We start from the raw sequence: 19,772 nt of genomic DNA, 5'->3' as shown, positions 1-19,772 counted from the left end.
GTCTGTATGACGGCGACTGTTTAATGAAACCGCGAGGTTTCATTCTGGAGAGGAATAGCCATGCATTACCCGCAAACCGGCCGCCAGATCATTGAGCATCTCGGCGGCGAGGCGAATATTCTTTCGCTTTATCACTGTATAACCCGCCTGCGTTTCGCGCTGGTGGATCTTAATAAAGTCAACCGCACGGCCCTGGAGAACCTCGACGGCGTGATGGGCGTGAATCTCTCCGGCGATCAGTTTCAGGTGATCATCGGCAACGAGGTCGCCCCGCTCTGCCAGGCCATCCTTGCGCAGTTGCCCAACCTTGATGCGAAAAAAGCGACCTCACCGCCTAAACGGCGCAACCCGATTTCCGTGGTGCTGGAGGGGCTCGCCGGGATCTTCTCGCCCATTATTCCGGCCATCGCCGGGGCGGGTATTTTAAAGGGGGTGCTGTCGCTGTGCCTCGCGCTCGGCTGGGTGCAGGCTGACAACCAGACTTACCAGATTTTGATGTCGATAAGCGACGGCGTCTTTTTCTTTATGCCGCTGGTGCTCGCCTTTAGTGCCGGTAATAAATTCGGCGCTAACCCGTATGTGGCGGTGGCGCTTGCCGCCACGCTCTTTCACCCGACGCTCACGGCGCTGCTGAAATCCGGCGGGCCGGTGGCGTTTCTCGGCGTGCCGGTGGCAAGCGTCTCGTATGCTTCTTCCGTCATTCCCATTCTGCTGGCGGTGCTGCTGTTAAGTTACGTTGAGCGGTTTATCGACCGTTTTATGCCCGCCGCGCTGAAGACCATGTTTGTGCCGCTGCTTAGCCTCGTTATCGTTGCGCCCGTCACGCTTATCGCCATCGGGCCCGCCGGGATTTTCTTTGGCAATACGCTCTCCGGCGGCATTCTCTGGCTGGTGGCTAACATGGGCTGGCTTGCGGGCGTTATCGTGGGCGGTACGCTCTCGCTCATGATAATTACCGGGATGCACTACGTCCTGGTGCCGATTGTCATTAACAACATCAGCAAGCTCGGCTACGACCCGTTCAAGATCCTCTTTTACGTCGCCAACATGGGCCAGGCAGGCGCGGCCTTCGGCGTGTTCCTGCGCGCCCGCAATAAAAAACTCAAAACGCTGGCGCTCTCTACCAGCTTCAGCGCCGCGATGGGCATTACGGAGCCTGCGATGTACGGCGTGAACATCCGCTTTAAGCGCCCTTTCGCCGCGGCGCTGATTGGCGGCGCCTGTGGCGGCGCGTTCGCGATGGCGCTTGGTGTGAAAACCTACGCTTTCGCCTTAAGCGGTATTCCGGGCATCCCGGCGCTGGTAGGCCCGACATTCCTCTGGGCCATGGCGAGCCTTGCGATTGCCTTTTGTACCGCGGCGCTGATGACCGTGATCCTCGGCTTTGAGGAGCCTGCGCAAACCCCGGCGCAGCCCGCTGCGCCGCCGGAGGTCGTCGCGGGTGTAAGCCCCGTGGCGCTTGCCCGCGAAGAGCAACTCTTTGCGCCGGTAAGCGGCCGCCTGACGCCGCTTGCCTCGCTCAGCGACCCGGTCTTTGCCGATGAGATTTTTGGCAAAGGCATCGCTATCGTGCCGCAGAGCGGTGAGTTGCTCTCGCCCGTCAACGGGCGCATTGACTCGGTTTTCGACAGTAACCACGCCCTGACGCTTATCAGCGACAACGGCGCCGAGGTGCTGATTCATATCGGCATCGACACCGTGAAGCTCGGCGGCCAGCACTTTACCCGACACGTGGAGAGCGGAGCGTTCGTCGAAGCCGGACAGCCGCTGATTAGCTTTGATCTCGATGCGCTGAAGGCGCTCAACATTGACCCAAGCGTCATCGTTATCGTCACCAATACCGAACATTACGGCGACATCAGCCCGCTGAAACAGGGCGACGTGGCGCCGCGTGAAGCCTTTCTGAAACTGACCGCTGCGGCGGCTTAAGGGAGAACGCTATGGCCTTTTCAAAACCATTTCCTGAGGATTTCCTGTGGGGCGGCGCAACCGCCGCGAATCAACTCGAAGGCGCCTGGAACGTCGATGGCAAGGGACTGTCGGTCTCTGATGTCTATACCTTTGACGTCAACACGCCGAAGGAACGCTGGCTTGATCAGTGGCTCGGCATGACGCACCAGCAGGTGGCGGAGGCCCAGGATCCGGGCAGCGCGAAATACTACCCCAAGCGTAAAGGCAACGATTTTTATCACCGCTACGAAGAAGATATCGCGCTGTTTGCCGAGATGGGCTTCAAATGCTTTCGCCTGTCTATCGCCTGGACGCGCATCTTCCCCCGTGGCGACGAAACCGAACCCAATGAGGCAGGCCTCGCCTTCTATGACCGCGTCTTCGATACGCTTCGAAAACACAACATTGAGCCGATTGTGTCGCTCTCCCACTACGAGATGCCGCTCGCCCTGGTGACGGATTACGGCGGCTGGCCGAACCGTCAACTGGTGGATTTCTATGTACGCTTTGCGACCACCGTGTTTACGCGCTATCGCAAACAGGTCAAATACTGGATGACCTTCAATGAAATCAACTGTGTGAAGCACCATCCGTACGTTAGCGTCGGCGTGATTGAAGAAAACCATCCGCATCTGGAGCAGGCGAAATATCAGGGCGCGCATCATCAGTTTGTGGCGAGCGCGCTTGCGACCAAAGCGTGCCACGAGATTATCCCCGGCTCGCAGATGGGCTGCATGATTAGCTACCAGATGCTCTACCCGCACACCTGCCACCCGGATGATTTGCAGGCCTGTGAAGAGGCGCAGCGCGTTTCGCTGTTCTTTAGCGATGTACAGGCGCGCGGCTACTACCCGGCATGGACTGAGCGGATGTTCGCCGAGAAGAACGTCACGCTTGAAAAAGCCGTGGGCGATGACGAAATCCTTCGGCTTTATCCCGTGGATTACGTCTCTTTCAGTTATTACATGTCGAGCACCGTCAGCGCGCACCCGGAGCGGTTAGAAGGCGTGACCGGCAACCTGATTACCGGCGGCATCCGCAACCCGCATCTGCCGCAGAGCGACTGGGGCTGGCAGATTGACCCGCAGGGGCTGCGCCTGGCGCTGAACCAGCTTTACGACCGTTACCAGAAACTGCTGTTTATCGCCGAAAACGGTCTCGGCGCGGTAGATACCCCCGCGCCGGACGGCACGATTAACGATGATTACCGCATCGATTACCTGCGCCAGCACATCGGGCAGATGCAGGAGGCGCTCGCCGACGGCGTGAAGCTTTTCGGTTACACCTGGTGGGGGCCGATCGACGTGGTGAGCGCGGGCACTGCGCAGATCTCCAAGCGTTACGGCTTTATCTATGTCGATCAGGATGACATGGGCCACGGCAGTCAGGCGCGCTCGCGCAAGAAAAGTTTCCACTGGTACAAAAAAGTCATCGCCTCGAACGGCGCGGATCTCGATTAAGGAGCAGACATGGCAACGTTTCCGGAAAATTTTTTATGGGGCGGCGCGATTGCCGCCAACCAGGCGGAAGGCGCATGGAATGAGGACGGCAAAGGGCCGTCCATCGCGGACGTGGTACGCGGCGGTATCGCCTCCGGCCAGCATGACGCGACCATTGACCCGTTGCGCTACTACGCAAGCCACGAGGCTATCGATTTTTATCATCGCTACAAAGAGGACGTGGCGCTGTTTGCTGAGATGGGCTTTCAGTGTTTTCGCACTTCTATCGCGTGGTCGCGGATTTTCCCGCGCGGTGACGAGCAGGAACCTAACGAGGCGGGTCTTGCCTTTTACGACGCGCTGTTCGACGAACTGCTGAACTATGGCATCGAGCCGGTGATTACGCTCTCGCACTACGAAACGCCGCTTGCGCTGTATGAAGAGTATGGCGGCTGGAAAAACCGCGCGCTGATTGATTTTTTCACCCGCTACTGTGAGACGGTCTTTCGCCGCTATCAGCATAAGGTTAAATACTGGATGACTTTTAACGAGCTGAATAACATGAACCGGATGCCGTTTGCCACCGGCGCTGTGGAGGCGGGGGCATCGGCGCAGGACATTTACCAGGCGAACCATCACCAGTTTGTCGCGAACGCCCTCGCCAACAAGCTGTGCCACGAGATTATCCCGCAGGCGAAAATCGGTTGTATGTTGTCGCTCAGCACCGCCTATCCGGCAACCTGCAATCCGGATGATATTTTCGCTACCTACCAGTTGCGTCGCCGCTCGCTGTTTTACGCCGATGTGATGATGCGCGGTCACTACCCGGCCTACGCGCAGCGGCTTTTTCGCGAGAACCACATTCATCTTACGATGCACCCTGGCGACATCGAGCTGCTGGCGCAGTATCCGTCAGATTATCTGGGCTTTAGTTATTACCGCAGCGTGCTGCATAAAGCGGGGGCGCAGCTTCGCGTTGACACCGGCGGCGCGATGGGTGAGGACAACCCGTATCTGGAAAAAACGGCCTGGGGCTGGCCTGTCGACCCGGTGGGGCTACGGCTGGTGTGTAACGAGCTGAGCGATCGTTACGAGAAGCCGCTTTTTATTGTCGAGAACGGCTACGGCGGCGAGGATATCGCCGATGAACACGGCGAATTTAACGACGAGGCGCGTATCGCTTATGGACGTTCGCATATTCAGGAGATGGCCGAGGCGGTCGCGGATGGGTGCGACATCATGGGATATACCTGGTGGGGGCCGATTGACATCGTCAGCGCCGGCACCGGCGAGATGAAAAAGCGCTACGGGTTTATTTATGTCGATAAAGATAACGAGGGTAACGGCACGCTGGCGCGCCGCAAAAAGCGCAGTTTCGCGTGGTATCAGCAGGTGATCGCAAGCAACGGCGAAACGCTTTAGCAAATGGCCCTTATCCCCGCAAGAGAAAGGCCCCCGCGCCATCAAAAAATGGCGGCCCCCCGATAAACACAGGGTAAGCGAAGCTGCCACTCGTCAGCCCCGGCCATAAAAAAAGGTGGCGATGCTTTCGCATCCCCACCTTTTCAACCGGGCTTATCAGGGCTGTTTATGGCACCTGCCGATTATTCCCCACCCGCTTTACGCGGCGCGCGACGGGTGCGCGGTTTATTGCCTGCCGGACGGTTGCCTTCGCCCGCTGGACGACGCGGACGGTCGCCTGACGGACGGCTGCTTTCGCCATCCTGACGGCGCGCTCGCTCACCGGACGGACGGCTGCGCTCGCCAGAAGCGCGGTTACCCGCGCCATCCTGACGACGCGGCTGGCCCTGACTACGACCACCGCCGCCCTGACCACCACGTCCGCCACGGCCGCCCTGGCGACCATTAACGATAGGCTCTGCCGGGATAGACGGGTCCGGCTCGTAGCCCGGGATCGCCATGCGCGGAATTTCACGCTTCAGCACGCGTTCGATATCACGCAGCAGTTTGTGCTCGTCGACGCACACCAGCGAGAGCGCCTCGCCGGTCGCGGCCGCGCGCCCGGTACGGCCGATACGGTGAACGTAATCTTCCGGCACGTTCGGCAGCTCGTAGTTCACTACGTGCGGCAGTTCTTCGATATCAATACCGCGCGCAGCGATATCGGTCGCCACCAGCACGCGAATGCCGCCGGTTTTGAAGTCTGCCAGCGCGCGGGTACGGGCGCCCTGGCTCTTGTTGCCGTGGATAGCCGCGGCGGTGATGCCGTCTTTGTTCAGCTGCTCGGCCAGATGGTTAGCGCCATGCTTGGTGCGGGTAAACACCAGCACCTGCTGCCAGTTGCCATCGCCAATCAGGTAAGAAAGCAGTTCCCGTTTGCGTTTTTTATCCACGAAATGCACATGCTGCGTCACCTGCCCGGAGGCGGTGTTGCGGCGCGCCACGGCCACTTCTTCCGGGTTGCGCAGCAGTTTTTCGGCCAGCCCTTTGATGTCGTCGGAGAAGGTCGCGGAGAACAGCAGGTTCTGACGCTTCGGCGGCAGCTTCGCCAGCACGCGGCGAATGTCATGGATAAAGCCCATGTCCAGCATACGGTCAGCTTCGTCCAGTACCAGGACTTCCACCTGGTCGAGCTTGACGGCGTTCTGGTGTTCCAGATCCAGCAGGCGGCCAGGCGTTGCGATAAGCACATCCACGCCGCCGCGCAGTTTCATCATCTGCGGGTTGATGCTCACGCCGCCAAAGACGACCAGCGAGCGGATATCGAGGTATTTGCTGTATTCACGCACGTTCTCGCCCACCTGGGCTGCCAGTTCGCGCGTCGGGGTCAGGATCAGCGCACGCACCGGGCGACGGCCCTTCTGCGGCTCGTTCGCCGTCAGACGCTGCAGCAGTGGCAGCGTGAAGCCTGCGGTTTTGCCGGTGCCGGTCTGGGCACTGGCCATCAGATCTTTACCTGAAAGCACCACCGGAATAGCCTGGCGCTGGATCGGAGTCGGTTCGTTGTAACCCTGCTCGGCAATGGCGCGCAGGATCTCAGGGCTTAAGCCCAGTGAATCAAAAGACATAGTTATTCCTGACTCGTCCCGACCGCAAAGGGTGTAGTTTCAGGGAGTCTAATGGCCGTCTGGCCGGAGAGGGGACACAAACCACAATGTCGCAGAGGGGCGGAGTGTAGCAGCTTTTGTGACGCACCGCATAAATTCTCGCATTTCGACGCGAAACACAGTTTCTGTCACCCTCGACAAGCTCACTTTTTAGACATAAAGTTAATCAATCGATTGATTAACTTTCAGGGGTCGAATGAATATGTCGCTCTCCCCCACGCCGCCTACTTCCCGTGGCGAGCAGGCTAAAGAGAAGCTCATCAGTGCCGCCATCAATCAGTTTGGCGAGTATGGCCTGCACGCCACGACGCGGGATATCGCCGCCGCCGCCGGGCAAAACATTGCGGCGATCCCTTACTACTTCGGCTCCAAAGAAGATCTCTATATGGCCTCGGCGCAGTGGATAGCCGATTTCATCCGTGTGCATTTTCAGCCCCACGCCGATGCCGCCGAAGCGCTACTGAACCAGCCGCAGCCGGGCTACGCCGCGATGCGCACGCTCATTGATGACGCCTGCCGCCAGATGATCCAACTGATGACGGCCGATGAGACGCTAAGTCTTAGCAAATTTATCTCGCGTGAACAGCTCTCCCCTTCCCCGGCGTATCAGCTTATTCACGATCAGGTGATTGCGCCGCTGCATCACCATTTTACCCGGCTGATTGCCCGCGTGACGGGCGCAGACCCGGATGCCACCGACACGGTGCTGCATACCCACGCGCTTATCGGCGAAATCCTCGCGTTCCGTCTCGGGCGTGAAACTATTCTGCTGCGCGCCGGCTGGCGGCAGTTTGACGATAACAAGGCGGCGCAGATCCATCGGGTGGTGTCGCTGCATATCGACTGGATCCTCGCGGGTCTTTCTGGGAGCCAACGTGATGAATAAAAAACGAGGCGCGCTGCTGGTGCTGCTGGTGATCATTATCGTCGCGGGCGTGGCCGTATGGCGCTGGTATGAGGCGCGCCATACGCCGCTGACGCTCTACGGCAACGTAGATATTCGCACCGTGAATTTAAGCTTCCGCGTAGGCGGCCGTCTGGCGTCGCTTGCGGTAGACGAAGGCGATACCGTGCGCGCGGGGCAGCCGCTCGGCGAACTGGACCCGGCACCGCTGCAAAACGCGCTGCGCCAGGCGCAGGCGAATGTTGCCGCCGCACGGGCAAAATATGAACTGACCGTCGCGGGCTTTCGCGATGAGGAAATTGCACAGGCCGCCGCTGCGGTACGTCAGGCACAGGCGGCCTATGATTATGCGCAGAACTTCTATCAGCGCCAGCAGGGTTTGTGGCGCACGAAAGTTATCTCCGCCAACGATCTTGAAAACGCCCGGTCGTCGCGCGATCAGGCGCAGGCGCAGTTGAAATCCGCGCAGGACAAACTCAGCCAGTACCGCGCCGGTAACCGCCCGCAGGAAATTGCGCAGGCCCAGGCAAGCCTGGAGCAGGCGCAGGCGCAACTCGCTCAGGCGCAGCTTGATGCCGAAGACGCGCGCCTCATCTCCCCCTCTGATGGCACCGTGCTGACGCGTGCCGTCGAACCGGGTTCTCTGCTGAATGCAGGGAGCACCGTGTTTACCCTCTCTCTCACCCGCCCGGTCTGGGTGCGCGCCTATATTGATGAAGTGAATCTGGGGCGCGCAACGCCGGGAAGCGAAATGTTGATCTACACCGATGGCCGCCCGGATAAGCCATACCACGGCAAAATCGGGTTCGTCTCGCCGACGGCTGAGTTCACACCGAAAACCGTCGAAACCGAGGATTTGCGAACCGACCTGGTGTACCGGCTGCGCATTATCGTGAATGATGCGGACAACGCGCTGCGCCAGGGAATGCCGGTCACACTGCGTTTTAGCGATGAGGCGACGGATGCACGCTAACGACTGCATCGTACTCGACGGGCTGGTCAAACGCTTTCCAGGCCTGGATAAGCCTGCCGTGGCGCCGCTTAGCGTCACCATTCGCGCGGGCAGCGTCACCGGGCTGGTCGGGCCGGACGGCGCGGGCAAGACCACGCTGATGCGTATTCTCGCAGGCCTGATGCGCCCCGACGATGGTCAGGCGCGGGTCCTCGGGCTTGATCCGATAGCGGAGGAAAACGCGCTTCACGCCCTGCTCGGGTATATGCCGCAGAAGTTCGGCCTGTATGAAGATCTCACCGTGCAGGAAAACCTGAATCTGTATGCCGACCTGCGAAGCGTCACCGGCCATGCGCGCGCGCAGACCTTTGCGCGGCTGCTGGAGTTTACCGCGCTTGGCCCCTTCACCGGGCGGCTTGCAGGCAAACTTTCCGGTGGGATGAAGCAAAAACTGGGGCTTGCCTGCACGCTGGTGGGCCAGCCGAAGGTATTGCTGCTGGATGAGCCCGGCGTCGGGGTCGATCCTATCTCACGTCGCGAGCTGTGGCAGATGGTGCATGAGCTTGCAGGTGACGGCATGCTGATCCTCTGGAGCACCTCTTATCTCGATGAAGCTGAACAGTGCCGCGAGGTGCTGCTGATGAACGAAGGCGAATTGCTCTACCAGGGCGCGCCGCAGGCGCTCACCGATAAAATGGCGGGCCGCAGCTTTTTACTGCGTCGTGCCCACGGCGACAATCGCGCGCTCCTGCGCGAAGCGCTGAAGCTGCCGGGCGTGGGCGACGCCACTATCCAGGGTGCGGCGGTGCGGGTCATTATTAAAGATGGCGCTGACGCCGGGCCGCTGCGCGCGCTGCCGGATGTCACGCTTCGTGATACCGCGCCGCGCTTTGAGGACGCCTTTATCGATCTGGCTGGCGGCTCGCCGCTGCGCGAATCGCCGCTCGGCGCCATCCTGCATGACATTTCCGGCAGCCGTGACGATGTCGTCATCGAGGCGCGCGAACTGACCAAAACCTTTGGCGATTTCACCGCGACTGACCATGTCAATTTCTCGGTGCGGCGCGGTGAGGTTTTCGGCCTGCTCGGGCCGAACGGCGCGGGCAAATCCACCACCTTTAAGATGATGTGCGGCCTGCTGACGCCGAGCGCCGGCAAAGCGCTGGTGCTCGGGCTCGATTTAAAAACCGATTCCGGTAAAGCGCGTCAGCGGCTCGGCTATATGGCGCAGAAGTTTTCGCTTTACGGCAACCTGACCGTGGCGCAGAACTTGCGCTTTTTCTCCGGCGTCTACGGCCTGCGCGGGCGCGCGCAGGAGGAGAAAATAGCGCGCATGAGTGAGGCGTTCGGGCTGAAAAGTATCGCCAGTCAGCCGACCGAGGCGCTGCCGCTCGGCTTTAAGCAACGTCTGGCGCTGGCCTGCGCGCTGATGCACGAGCCGGATATTCTGTTCCTTGATGAGCCGACGTCCGGCGTCGACCCGCTTACGCGTCGTGAATTCTGGCGGCATATCAACAGTATGCCCGAGAAAGGCGTGACGGTGATGGTCACGACGCACTTTATGGATGAGGCGGAGTATTGCGACCGCATCGGGCTTGTGTACCACGGCAAGCTTATCGCGAGCGGCACGCCGGATGATTTAAAGCGTCAGGCCGCGCGCGGCGAGGACGACGACCCGACGATGGAGCAGGCATTTATCCGTTTGATCGAAGCGTGGGATAAGGAGCATAGCCAATGATGAACCTGCGGCGCGTGCGCGCCCTGTGCGTCAAAGAGACGCGCCAGATCCTGCGCGACCCGAGCAGCTGGCTTATCGCGGTCGCCATTCCACTGCTGCTGCTGTTTATCTTCGGCTACGGTATTAACCTCGATTCCAGCCGCCTGCATGTCGGCGTGCTGCTGGAAGAGCGCAGTGAAGAGGCGCTTGATTTTACTCATGCGATAACCGCCTCGCCGTTTATTGCACCGACCATCAGCGATAACCGCCAGCAGTTGATTGCCCTTATGCAGGCCGGGAAAATTCGCGGGCTGGTGGTGATACCGGTGGATTTCGCAGCACAGATGGCCCGCCCTGGCGAACGGGCGCCCGTTCAGGTCATTACCGACGGGAGCGAACCTAACACCGCGAACTTCGTACGCGGCTATATGGAGGGTATCTGGCAGCTCTGGCAAACCCAGCGCGCGGAAGACAATGGCGAGACATTCAAACCACTCATTGATGTGCAACTGCGCTACTGGTTTAACCCGGCGGCCATCAGTCAGCACTTTATTATTCCCGGCGCGGTGACGATTATTATGACCGTCATCGGCGCTATCCTGACATCGCTTGTGGTCGCACGCGAATGGGAACGCGGCACGATGGAGGCACTGCTTTCAACAGAAGTGACGCGCGGCGAGCTACTGCTTTGCAAACTCATTCCTTACTATTTTCTCGGCATGCTGGCGATGCTGCTTTGTATGCTGGTGTCGGTATTTATTCTTGGCGTGCCGTATCGCGGCTCGCTGCTGGCGCTCTTTTTTATCGCCAGCCTGTTTCTGCTCAGCACGCTCGGCATGGGGCTGCTTATCTCCACCCTGACCCGCAACCAGTTTAACGCCGCTCAGGTAGCGCTGAACGCCGCGTTTCTGCCCTCTGTCATGCTCTCCGGGTTTATTTTCCAGATAGACAGTATGCCTGCGGTCATCCGCGCGGTGACGTATATCATTCCGGCGCGCTATTTCGTGAGTACGCTGCAAAGCCTGTTCCTCGCGGGCACGCTGCCGGGCGTGTTGCTTATCAATGTACTGTTTTTGCTGGTATCCGCCGTGATGTTTATCGGGCTGACCTGGCTTAACACCAAACGCCGGCTCGATTAAGGAGACGCTATGTGGCACCGCTTATGGACGCTTATCCGCAAAGAATTGCAGTCGCTGCTGCGCGATCCGCAGACCCGCGCCATTCTGATCCTGCCGGTGGTGTTACAGGTTATCCTGTTCCCGTTCGCGGCGACGCTTGAGGTCACCAACGCCACCATCGCCATTTACAACCAGGATAACGGCGCGCATGCGGTGGAACTGACCCAGCGCTTCGCCCGCGCCAGCGCGTTCAGCAAGGTTACGGTATTGAATAACGAGCAGGCGATCCGCCCGACGCTTGAGGCGCAGCAAGCGCTGCTGGCGATCCATTTCCCGGCAGATTTCTCACGAAAACTCGCGCGCGGCGAACCCGCGACGCTGCAAATTCTGCTCGACGGGCGCAACTCCAACAGCGCCCAGATTGCAGCAAACTACCTGCAACAGATTGTGAAAGATTATCAGGAGGAGCTGCTGGCGGGCCGGGCGAAACCGAACAACAGCGAGCTGGTGGTGCGCAACTGGTATAACCCGAATCTGGATTACAAATGGTTTGTGGTGCCGTCGCTGATTGCGATGATAACCACCATCGGAGTGATGATTGTGACGTCGTTGTCGGTGGCGCGCGAGCGTGAACAAGGGACGCTCGATCAGCTGCTGGTCTCGCCGCTCACCACCTGGCAGATTTTTGTCGGCAAAGCGGTACCGGCGCTGATTGTCGCCACATTCCAGGCCACCATCGTGCTTGGCATCGGGATCTGGGGGTATCACATCCCGTTCGCCGGATCGCTTGCGCTCTTTTACTTTACGATGGTGATTTACGGGCTGTCGCTGGTGGGTTTTGGCCTGCTGATTTCGGCGCTGTGCGCGACGCAGCAGCAGGCATTTATCGGGGTGTTTGTCTTTATGATGCCGGCGATATTGCTCTCAGGCTATGTCTCGCCGGTGGAAAATATGCCCGTCTGGCTGCAAAACCTGACATGGATTAATCCCATCCGGCACTTTACTGATATTACCAAAGCGATTTATCTGAAGGATGCCAGCCTTGATATCATCTGGCGTAGCGTGTGGCCGCTTTTAGTCATTGCGGCCACGACAGGGTTAGCGGCGTATACCATGTTTCGACGTAAAGTGAGCTGACTCGCGCTTGCGCTCTTTAACCAGCAGCGAGAATAGCGCGGGGCCGGCCAGAATCACCACGCCCGCCAGCGCCAGCAAAAGATGGTTGTGTAATACGCGCGAGAGCAGCCAGAGCGCAATCAGTGCCGTACCAAAATACCAGGTGGTGGTCAGTTCTTCGAGAAAGTCGCCCACCTCGCGCCACAGGCCGTCGTGATGGCGCTGAAACGCCAGCATCAGCAGCACCGTTAGCACGTACAACACACATAATACGAGGCCTACTTTCACCAGCGCCCCACTCATCCAGCCCACCACCAGCAGCGCCACGACGGCCAGATGCAGCATTATCTGCCAGCAGCTTAAGCCGGTCGCCACGCGAATATATTGTTGCCACTTCATGGCCACACTCCTGTGGGATTTTTCACTCATTCTTGAGAGTACCGCAGTTTACGGAAAATTCTGTATCCCCGCCGCTTTTTGTGACTGGGACTACACTTTAATGACATCAGGAGAATAAGAAGTGGCTGGGGAAACATGGCAGATAATACACAGCGATTTTCATTTAAGGTTTTAACCATTAATACCCACAAGGGTTTTACCGCTTTTAACCGACGCTTTATTTTACCGGAACTGCGCGACGCGGTTCGTACGGTGTCGGCGGATATTGTCTGTCTCCAGGAAGTGATGGGCGCACACGAAGTCCATCCGCTGCATATCGAAAACTGGCCGGATACCACCCATTACGAATTTCTGGCCGACACGATGTGGAGCGATTATGCCTACGGACGCAACGCCGTTTACCCGGAAGGGGACCATGGCAACGCCGTGCTGTCGCGCTTCCCGATTGAACATTATGAAAACCGCGATGTTTCCGTGCCCGGCACGGAAAAGCGCGGCGTGCTGCACTGCCGTATTACCCCGCCCGGCTTCCCGAAAGCCATTCATGTGATTTGCGTTCATCTGGGGCTGAAAGAGGCGCACCGTCAGGCGCAGCTCACCATGCTGGCTGAGCTGGTCAACAGCCTGCCGGAAGGCGAGCCGGTCGTAGTGGCGGGTGATTTTAATGACTGGCGCCAGCAGGCGAACAGACTTTTGCGCAGTCAGGCGGGGCTTGATGAGGTTTTCACGCGCGCACACGGACGCCCGGCGCGAACCTTCCCGGTGAGTTTCCCGCTGCTGCGCCTTGACCGGATCTATGTGAAAAACGCCTCGGCGAGCGCACCGACCGCGTTGCCGCTGCGTAACTGGCGCCATCTTTCCGATCATGCCCCGCTGGCAGTGGAGATCCATCTATGAAAACAACCTGGCGTGACGGCAACCATATTGAGCTTTTAGAAAACGGCGACGCGTTTTATCCCGCCGTGTTTGATGCCATTGATAAGGCGCACAGCAAAGTCATTCTCGAAACTTTTATCTGGTTCGACGATAACGTGGGCCGCAAGCTGCATGAAGTGATTCTGCGCGCCGCACAGCGCGGTGTCAGCGTTGAAGTGCTGCTGGACGGCTACGGTTCGCCGGATTTAAGCGACGAGTTCGTAGGCTCACTGACGTCGGCGGGCGTCATGTTTCGCTATTACGATCCGCGCCCGCGCCTGATGGGTATGCGTACCAATGTATTCCGCCGTATGCACCGCAAAATTGTGGTGATCGACGGTGAAGTGGCGTTTGTCGGCGGGATTAACTATTCCGCTGAACATATGAGCGATTACGGCCCCGAGGCGAAACAGGATTACGCGGTGCGCGTTGAAGGGCCGGTGGTGCAGGACATTTATCAGTTTGTCCTGAGCAACCTCGGCGAAGAACAGGTGAGCCGCTGGTGGCAGCGCCGTTATCAGCAGGCGGTGGAAAACACCATGCCTGGCGAGGCGCAGGCGCTGTTTATCTGGCGCGACAATAACGATCATCGCGATGATATTGAACGGCATTATCTGAAGATGCTGGCGAACGCCAAAAAAGAGGTGATTATCGCCAACGCCTATTTCTTCCCCGGCTACCGGCTGTTGCACGCGATGCGTAACGCCGCGCGCCGCGGGGTGAAGGTGAAGCTCATCGTGCAGGGTGAGCCGGATATGCCTATCGTTAAGGTAGGCGCACGCCTGCTCTATAACTATCTGGTGAAGGGCGGCGTCGAAGTCTATGAATATTTGCGCCGCCCGCTGCACGGCAAAGTGGCGCTGATGGATGACCACTGGGCGACGGTGGGTTCCAGCAACCTTGACCCGTTAAGCCTGTCGCTCAACCTGGAGGCGAACCTTATCATTCACGATACGCAGTTTAACCAGACCCTGCGCGAGAACCTGACGCGGCTTATTCGCGAAGACTGTAAACGGGTGGATGAGAGCATGGTGCCGAAACGTACCTGGTGGAACCTCGGCAAGAGCGTCATCGTGTTCCACTTCCTGCGCCACTTCCCGGCGATGGTGGGCTGGCTGCCTGCCCATACGCCAAAGCTTGCGCAGGTGCCACCACCGGTACAACCTGAAATCGAAACCCAGGACCGGGTTGAGACTGATAATCCAGGAGTGAAACCCTGATGGCGAAATCGCATCCGAAGTGGCGTCTGACGAAGAAGATCCTGACGTGGCTGTTTTTTATCGCCGTCGTCGTACTGATTGTGATGTATGCGCAAAAGGTCGACTGGGAGGAAGTGTGGAAAGTCATTAAAGACTACAACCGCACCGCCCTGCTCATCTCGGTGGCGCTGGTTATCGTCAGTTATCTGCTGTATGGCTGTTATGATCTACTGGGCCGCGCCTACTGTGGTCATAAGCTCGCTAAACGGCAGGTGATGCTGGTCTCGTTTGTCTGTTATGCGTTTAACCTGACGCTCAGCACGTGGGTCGGCGGGGTAGGCATGCGCTACCGCCTTTATTCGCGACTCGGGCTGCCGGGCAGCACCATCACGCGGATTTTCTCGCTGAGTATTACGACCAACTGGCTTGGGTATATTCTCCTCGGCGGCGTGATTTTCACATTTGGCGTGGTAAAGCTGCCGGAGCACTGGTACATCGATGAGATGACGCTGCGTATCATCGGCATCGTACTGCTGGCGGCGATAGCGGTATACATGTGGTTTTGCGCCTTCGCAAAACGACGCCATGTGACGATTAAAGGTCAAAAGCTGGTGCTGCCGTCCTGGAAGTTCGCTATTGCGCAGATGGTAATTTCAAGCGCTAACTGGATGGCGATGGGCGCGATTATCTGGCTGCTGCTGGGGCAGGAGATTAACTATTTCTTCGTGCTGGGTGTACTGCTGGTGAGCAGTATTGCCGGGGTAATTATTCATATCCCGGCGGGTATCGGCGTGCTGGAGGCGGTGTTTATCGCGCTGCTCGGTGGCGAACATATCAGCCACGGCGCAATCATTGCAGCGCTTCTTGCCTACCGTATGCTCTATTTCTTCGCCCCGCTGCTGCTGGCTATTGTGATTTACCTGATGCTGGAAAGCCGCGCGAAGAAACTGCGCGCCAAAAACGAGAAAAAACTCGCGAAGGCGCAGGAGTCTCACGACGGCGTGCCGGAAGAGAGCGACGAGCCGTCACTGAACCTTGCCAAAGAGAAGTGATGCAGAGGGCGGGTAGCACAACGTGTACCCGCCCTACAATCCAGATATCACGTTCCAGATATCACGTTGTGTCGTTATACCGGGTGGATGCGCTACGCATCCCCTCCAGCCTCTCTCCTCCCCCTGCCCCCACAAAAAAACCCTCCGTAGAGGGTTTTGTTTGATACCGCGTGCTACTTAGCGACGGTTGCCGAAAATACGCAGCAACATCAGGAACAGGTTAATGAAATCGAGGTACAGCGTCAGTGCGCCGAGAATCGAATATTTACGCAGGTTCCCGCGGTCGTTTACGTCTATCTCCTGACCCAGGTTTTTCAGCTTCTGCGTGTCATACGCGGTCAGGCCGACAAACACAATCACACCGATATACGTCACCGCCCACATCAGGGCCGGGCTTTTCAGCCAGAAGTTGATCAGCGAGGCGATAATCAGCCCGATCAGCGCCATAAACAGCATGTTGCCCCAGCCGCTTAAATCGCGCTTGGTGGTGTAACCGTACAGGCTCATCACGCCAAACATCCCCGCGGTCACCACAAACGTGCTGGCGATAGAGGCGTAGGTATAAACCAGAAATATGGATGAAAGCGTAAGCCCGGTGAGCGCCGAATAGAGCATAAACAGCCCGGTTGCAACCGAAGGACTGAGCTTATGCACCAGACCCGAGAGAATAAACACCAGGCCAAGCTGAGCGATAATCAGCCCGAAGAAGACAAACCGGCTGGAGAAGATATACATCATCAGGTTTTCATTGTTAGCCGAATACCAGGCGACGAAGGCGGTCAGTAACAGGCCGCAGGTCATCCAGCCATATACCTGCGCCATAAACGTCTGCAGCCCGGCGCGCGGTTGCACAATACTTTCACTTGAGCGTGGGAATCGATCCATGACGCTGCCTCATTGATTTAGTTAACGAGCCTAAGTGCACAGCAATGCGCACTCCCCTGTGGTAAGCCTGGAACAAATTTACCGTGATGTCATTACCAGCGCTGTGCGGCGGCCTGATCGCTGTCGCGCGCCTCAACCCAACGGTCGCCGTCCGGCGTGGCTTCGCGCTTCCAGAATGGCGCGCGTGTTTTCAGATAATCCATAATAAACTGCGCGGCCTCAAAGGCCTGGCTGCGGTGCGCTCCGGTCACGCCCACAAACACAATTTCATCGCCCGGCCACAGCTCGCCGACACGATGGATGACAGACACGCGCTGAAGCGGCCAGCGTTCGCGCGCCTCAGAAACGATCTCCACCAGCGCTTTTTCGGTCATGCCTGGATAGTGTTCAAGCGTGAGCGCACGTACGCTGTCGCCAAGATTGTGGTTACGCACTTTGCCGGTAAAGGTGACGACCGCGCCGTCCTCATCGCACTGTGCGAGCCACTGATACTCATCGCCAACGCTGAAATTCTCATGACCGACGCGAATACGGGTGTCGCTCATTTTAGCCTCCGGTCACCGGTGGGAAAAACGCCACTTCGTCGCCGTCGGCGAGCGGGTGGTCAAAGGGCACCAGCGTCTGGTTAACGGCCGCCAGTAGCTTGCCGGACTCCAGCGCCAGCGCGAAGCGACCGCCACGCGCAGCGAGATAGTCGCGCAGCGCCTCAACGGTCGCAAATTCAGCGGTGACGCGCTCGGCATCTACGCCGACAAGCTCTCGTACCTGCGCAAAAAAAAGCACATTAATCATGGGCATCTACCTGAAAGTCGCCCGACTTGCCGCCGCTTTTCGCAAGCAACCGTACCGGGCCAATGACCATATCTTTCTGCACCGCTTTACACATGTCATAAATGGTGAGCGCGGCGACAGAGGCGGCAGTCAGCGCTTCCATTTCAACGCCCGTTTTACCGGTCAGGCGGCAGAGCGATTCAATACGCACGCGGCTTTGCGCTTCATCGGCGATAAGCTGCACTTCGACGTTACTCAGCAGCAGCGGGTGACAGAGCGGAATAAGCTCCCATGTGCGTTTCGCGGCCTGAATGCCCGCAATGCGCGCCGTGGCAAACACGTCGCCTTTGTGATGGCTGCCGTTAACAATCATGGAAAGCGTCTGCGGGTGCATGGAGACAAACGCTTCCGCGCGCGCCTCGCGCACCGTTTCCGCTTTAGCGGAGACGTCCACCATATGCGCTTCGCCAGCGGCGTTAATGTGGGTCAGTTGCGACATAACTTACTTCTTCAGATGAGGTTGGAAATTACAGGGACGCGTGCGGGCATCGAGCTGGGGCGCAATGATGTTTTCCCAGGCGGTACGGCAGGCGCGCGTTGAGCCTGGCATTGCGAAAATCAGCGTGTCGTTGGCGACGCCCGCTATTGCGCGGGACTGCATCATGGCAGTGCCAATTTCTTCAAACGACAGCATGCGGAACATTTCGCCAAAACCTGCGATTTCCCGATCGAACAGCGGCTGGAGCGCCTCTGGTACCTGATCGCCTGCGGTAAAGCCGGTGCCGCCGTTGATGAGTACGACCTGCACGTCATCGCTCGCTACCCAGTGCGACACCGCGGCGCGGATGGCGTAGCGGTTCTCTTTGACGATGGTTTTATCCACCACCTCGTGTCCGGCCTCGTGGGCGGCGTCACGCAAAAAATGCCCGGAGGTGTCGTCTTCTTCGCCGCGTCGGCTGGAAACCGTCAGGATGGCGATGCGCGTCGGCAGAAACTCTGCGCTGACCTGGCTCATAGTGACTCCTTGTACGCGGCATCAGCCGCCGATGTAGGACAGATTCTGGGTAATGCCGGTGTTGCCCTGATGCAGAAAATGGGTCTGCTTTTTGCCGAGCAACGCCGATTCAATACGCGCCATTAGCGCCGCCTGCTGCCCCTCTTCGGCCAGCAGATCGCGCAGACTCACCCCGCCATCGCCGAACAGACACAGGTGCAGTTTGCCAACGGAGGACACGCGCAGGCGGTTGCAACTGGCGCAGAAATCTTTCTCATACGGCATGATGAGGCCGATTTCGCCTTCATAATCCGGATGGCAGAAAACCTGCGCCGGGCCGTCAGCGCGGCTGCGGAGTTGATGGATCCAGCCGCGTTTGAGCAGTTCGTCACGAAGGAGCGCACCGGAGACGTGATGCTTGCGAAACAGCTCGCTGCCCTCGCCCGTTTCCATAAGCTCAATAAAGCGTAGCTGGATAGGACGGGATTTGATCCAGTTGAGGAAGGTATCAAGCTGATGATGGTTAACATCACGCATTAACACCGTGTTGACCTTCACTTTTTTGAAACCGGCATCAAAGGCGGCATCGATCCCCGCCATGACCTGGCGGAATTTATCCTGCCCGGTGATGGCGTGAAACTGACGGGCATCGAGGCTGTCGACGCTGACGTTCACGGCCGTAAGCCCGGCCTCGCGCCACTGGGCCACATCACGCGCCAGGCGGTAACCGTTGGTGGTCACGGCAATCTGGCGGATAGCGTCATTTTCACGAACGGCGGCGATGATGTCGCAAAAATCGCGGCGCAGCGACGGTTCGCCGCCAGTGAGACGCACTTTTTCTGTGCCAAGACTGGCGAAAGCGCGCGTCACGCGACGAATTTCGTCGAGCGAAAGGAAACCATTATTGGTGACGCCTGCGGGCTTGTAGCCATCCGGCAGACAATAGGTGCAACGAAAGTTGCAAACGTCAGTAACTGACAGGCGTAAGTAATAGAACTTACGCGCAAAAGCATCGGTAAGTTGAGAAGCCATGTACACCTTTCCAGATACGGGAGATGCAGTCATTTCTTCCTGCACCCTGGTGGCGTTTCGCCACGGCCAGAGCACCCTATTTTCTTCAAAACGTAGGCGCCAAGGCTTGAGTGTCATTTTCAGGTCATAAAACCTGCCAGCAGCGATAGTAGCGCGTTACGCGGCGTTTCGCCATGCACGTTTTCGTTATATAAAATGATACATAACGTGTAAATTCGCGTAACGGGGACCAGAATACGTAAAAAACACATTTTCACTTTG

The 19,772-nt window shown here is 58.3% G+C and carries 19 protein-coding genes and 1 riboswitch; of the genes, 11 read left to right on the top strand and 8 right to left on the bottom strand.

Features of this window, described 5'->3' with window-relative positions; all coding sequences use genetic code 11:
• Positions 1–60 precede the first annotated feature (60 nt).
• Genes AFK62_RS06465 through AFK62_RS06455 form a run of 3 tightly spaced genes read left to right on the top strand, consistent with a single transcriptional unit; the run spans position 61 to position 4,811 of the window.
• Complete coding sequence (locus tag AFK62_RS06465) at positions 61–1,929, top strand: beta-glucoside-specific PTS transporter subunit IIABC (RefSeq protein ID WP_007681145.1); 1,869 nt, start codon at positions 61–63, stop codon at positions 1,927–1,929.
• An 11-nt stretch (positions 1,930–1,940) separates the two neighbouring features.
• Positions 1,941–3,410, top strand: coding sequence for a glycoside hydrolase family 1 protein (locus tag AFK62_RS06460; protein WP_007681143.1), 1,470 nt, complete (start codon positions 1,941–1,943; stop codon positions 3,408–3,410).
• A gap of 9 nt (positions 3,411–3,419) precedes the next feature.
• Entirely contained in the window at positions 3,420–4,811 is a 1,392-nt protein-coding gene (locus AFK62_RS06455) for a glycoside hydrolase family 1 protein (protein ID WP_007681141.1), read from the top strand.
• A 182-nt stretch (positions 4,812–4,993) separates the two neighbouring features.
• Here the strand turns inward: AFK62_RS06455 and rhlE are convergent, their stop codons facing one another.
• Positions 4,994–6,418 carry an ATP-dependent RNA helicase RhlE gene (gene rhlE, locus AFK62_RS06450; protein ID WP_007681130.1) on the bottom strand — a complete coding sequence of 475 codons (1,425 nt, stop codon included), beginning with the start codon at positions 6,416–6,418 and terminating at the stop codon, positions 4,994–4,996.
• A gap of 241 nt (positions 6,419–6,659) precedes the next feature.
• Here rhlE and cecR point away from each other — a divergent pair, with 241 nt between their 5' ends.
• The 5 genes from cecR to AFK62_RS06425 are packed head-to-tail and all read left to right on the top strand — an operon-like array spanning position 6,660 to position 12,285.
• The gene (gene cecR / locus AFK62_RS06445; RefSeq protein ID WP_032984913.1) at positions 6,660–7,343 is read left to right on the top strand and encodes a transcriptional regulator CecR; all 684 of its coding nucleotides are present in this window, start codon (positions 6,660–6,662) and stop codon (positions 7,341–7,343) included.
• Positions 7,336–8,334 carry a secretion protein HlyD gene (gene hlyD / locus AFK62_RS06440; protein WP_007681125.1) on the top strand — a complete coding sequence of 333 codons (999 nt, stop codon included), beginning with the start codon at positions 7,336–7,338 and terminating at the stop codon, positions 8,332–8,334. Before cecR ends, hlyD begins: the two co-directional genes overlap by 8 nt.
• Complete coding sequence (locus tag AFK62_RS06435; protein ID WP_007681122.1) at positions 8,324–10,051, top strand: ATP-binding cassette domain-containing protein; 1,728 nt, start codon at positions 8,324–8,326, stop codon at positions 10,049–10,051. The genes hlyD and AFK62_RS06435 overlap by 11 nt, the downstream gene beginning before the upstream one ends.
• On the top strand, positions 10,048–11,169 hold the full coding sequence (locus AFK62_RS06430; protein ID WP_053531787.1) for an ABC transporter permease: 1,122 nt from the start codon (positions 10,048–10,050) through the stop codon (positions 11,167–11,169). The genes AFK62_RS06435 and AFK62_RS06430 overlap by 4 nt, the downstream gene beginning before the upstream one ends.
• Positions 11,170–11,178: 9 nt before the next feature.
• The gene (locus tag AFK62_RS06425; protein ID WP_007681118.1) at positions 11,179–12,285 is read left to right on the top strand and encodes an ABC transporter permease; all 1,107 of its coding nucleotides are present in this window, start codon (positions 11,179–11,181) and stop codon (positions 12,283–12,285) included.
• On the opposite strand, the gene AFK62_RS06420 is transcribed toward AFK62_RS06425, so the two are convergent.
• Positions 12,247–12,663, bottom strand: coding sequence for a YbhQ family protein (locus AFK62_RS06420; RefSeq protein WP_007681116.1), 417 nt, complete (start codon positions 12,661–12,663; stop codon positions 12,247–12,249). The two genes, AFK62_RS06425 and AFK62_RS06420, sit on opposite strands and share 39 nt — an antisense overlap.
• A gap of 135 nt (positions 12,664–12,798) precedes the next feature.
• Between AFK62_RS06420 and AFK62_RS06415 the strand changes: the two genes are divergently transcribed.
• The 3 genes from AFK62_RS06415 to AFK62_RS06405 are packed head-to-tail and all read left to right on the top strand — an operon-like array spanning position 12,799 to position 15,829.
• On the top strand, positions 12,799–13,560 hold the full coding sequence (locus AFK62_RS06415; protein ID WP_007681113.1) for an endonuclease/exonuclease/phosphatase family protein: 762 nt from the start codon (positions 12,799–12,801) through the stop codon (positions 13,558–13,560).
• Entirely contained in the window at positions 13,557–14,798 is a 1,242-nt protein-coding gene (gene clsB / locus AFK62_RS06410) for a cardiolipin synthase ClsB (protein ID WP_007681110.1), read from the top strand. The genes AFK62_RS06415 and clsB overlap by 4 nt, the downstream gene beginning before the upstream one ends.
• On the top strand, positions 14,798–15,829 hold the full coding sequence (locus tag AFK62_RS06405) for a lysylphosphatidylglycerol synthase transmembrane domain-containing protein (protein ID WP_007681107.1): 1,032 nt from the start codon (positions 14,798–14,800) through the stop codon (positions 15,827–15,829). Before clsB ends, AFK62_RS06405 begins: the two co-directional genes overlap by 1 nt.
• Before the next feature lie 177 nt (positions 15,830–16,006).
• On the opposite strand, the gene AFK62_RS06400 is transcribed toward AFK62_RS06405, so the two are convergent.
• From AFK62_RS06400 to moaA, 6 genes are all read right to left on the bottom strand, one after another.
• Positions 16,007–16,714, bottom strand: coding sequence for a Bax inhibitor-1/YccA family protein (locus AFK62_RS06400; protein ID WP_032984910.1), 708 nt, complete (start codon positions 16,712–16,714; stop codon positions 16,007–16,009).
• A 92-nt stretch (positions 16,715–16,806) separates the two neighbouring features.
• Positions 16,807–17,259, bottom strand: a complete 453-nt coding sequence (gene moaE, locus AFK62_RS06395; RefSeq protein ID WP_007681099.1) for a molybdopterin synthase catalytic subunit MoaE — start codon at positions 17,257–17,259, stop codon at positions 16,807–16,809.
• Position 17,260: 1 nt separating this feature from the next.
• Positions 17,261–17,506 carry a molybdopterin synthase sulfur carrier subunit gene (gene moaD, locus AFK62_RS06390; RefSeq protein WP_007681096.1) on the bottom strand — a complete coding sequence of 82 codons (246 nt, stop codon included), beginning with the start codon at positions 17,504–17,506 and terminating at the stop codon, positions 17,261–17,263.
• The gene (gene moaC / locus AFK62_RS06385; protein ID WP_007681095.1) at positions 17,499–17,984 is read right to left on the bottom strand and encodes a cyclic pyranopterin monophosphate synthase MoaC; all 486 of its coding nucleotides are present in this window, start codon (positions 17,982–17,984) and stop codon (positions 17,499–17,501) included. Before moaC ends, moaD begins: the two co-directional genes overlap by 8 nt.
• Positions 17,985–17,987: 3 nt before the next feature.
• Complete coding sequence (gene moaB, locus AFK62_RS06380) at positions 17,988–18,500, bottom strand: molybdenum cofactor biosynthesis protein B (RefSeq protein ID WP_007681091.1); 513 nt, start codon at positions 18,498–18,500, stop codon at positions 17,988–17,990.
• 21 nt (positions 18,501–18,521) lie between these two features.
• Positions 18,522–19,511 carry a GTP 3',8-cyclase MoaA gene (gene moaA, locus AFK62_RS06375; protein ID WP_007681089.1) on the bottom strand — a complete coding sequence of 330 codons (990 nt, stop codon included), beginning with the start codon at positions 19,509–19,511 and terminating at the stop codon, positions 18,522–18,524.
• Positions 19,499–19,636: riboswitch (molybdenum cofactor riboswitch) on the bottom strand. (Overlaps the previous gene by 13 nt.)
• Between the last annotated feature and the right edge of the window lie 136 nt (positions 19,637–19,772).

The sequence above is a fragment of the Cronobacter condimenti 1330 genome (assembly GCF_001277255.1).
Lineage (GTDB): Bacteria > Pseudomonadota > Gammaproteobacteria > Enterobacterales > Enterobacteriaceae > Cronobacter > Cronobacter condimenti.
This window is presented reverse-complemented; position numbering and strand designations above follow the sequence as displayed.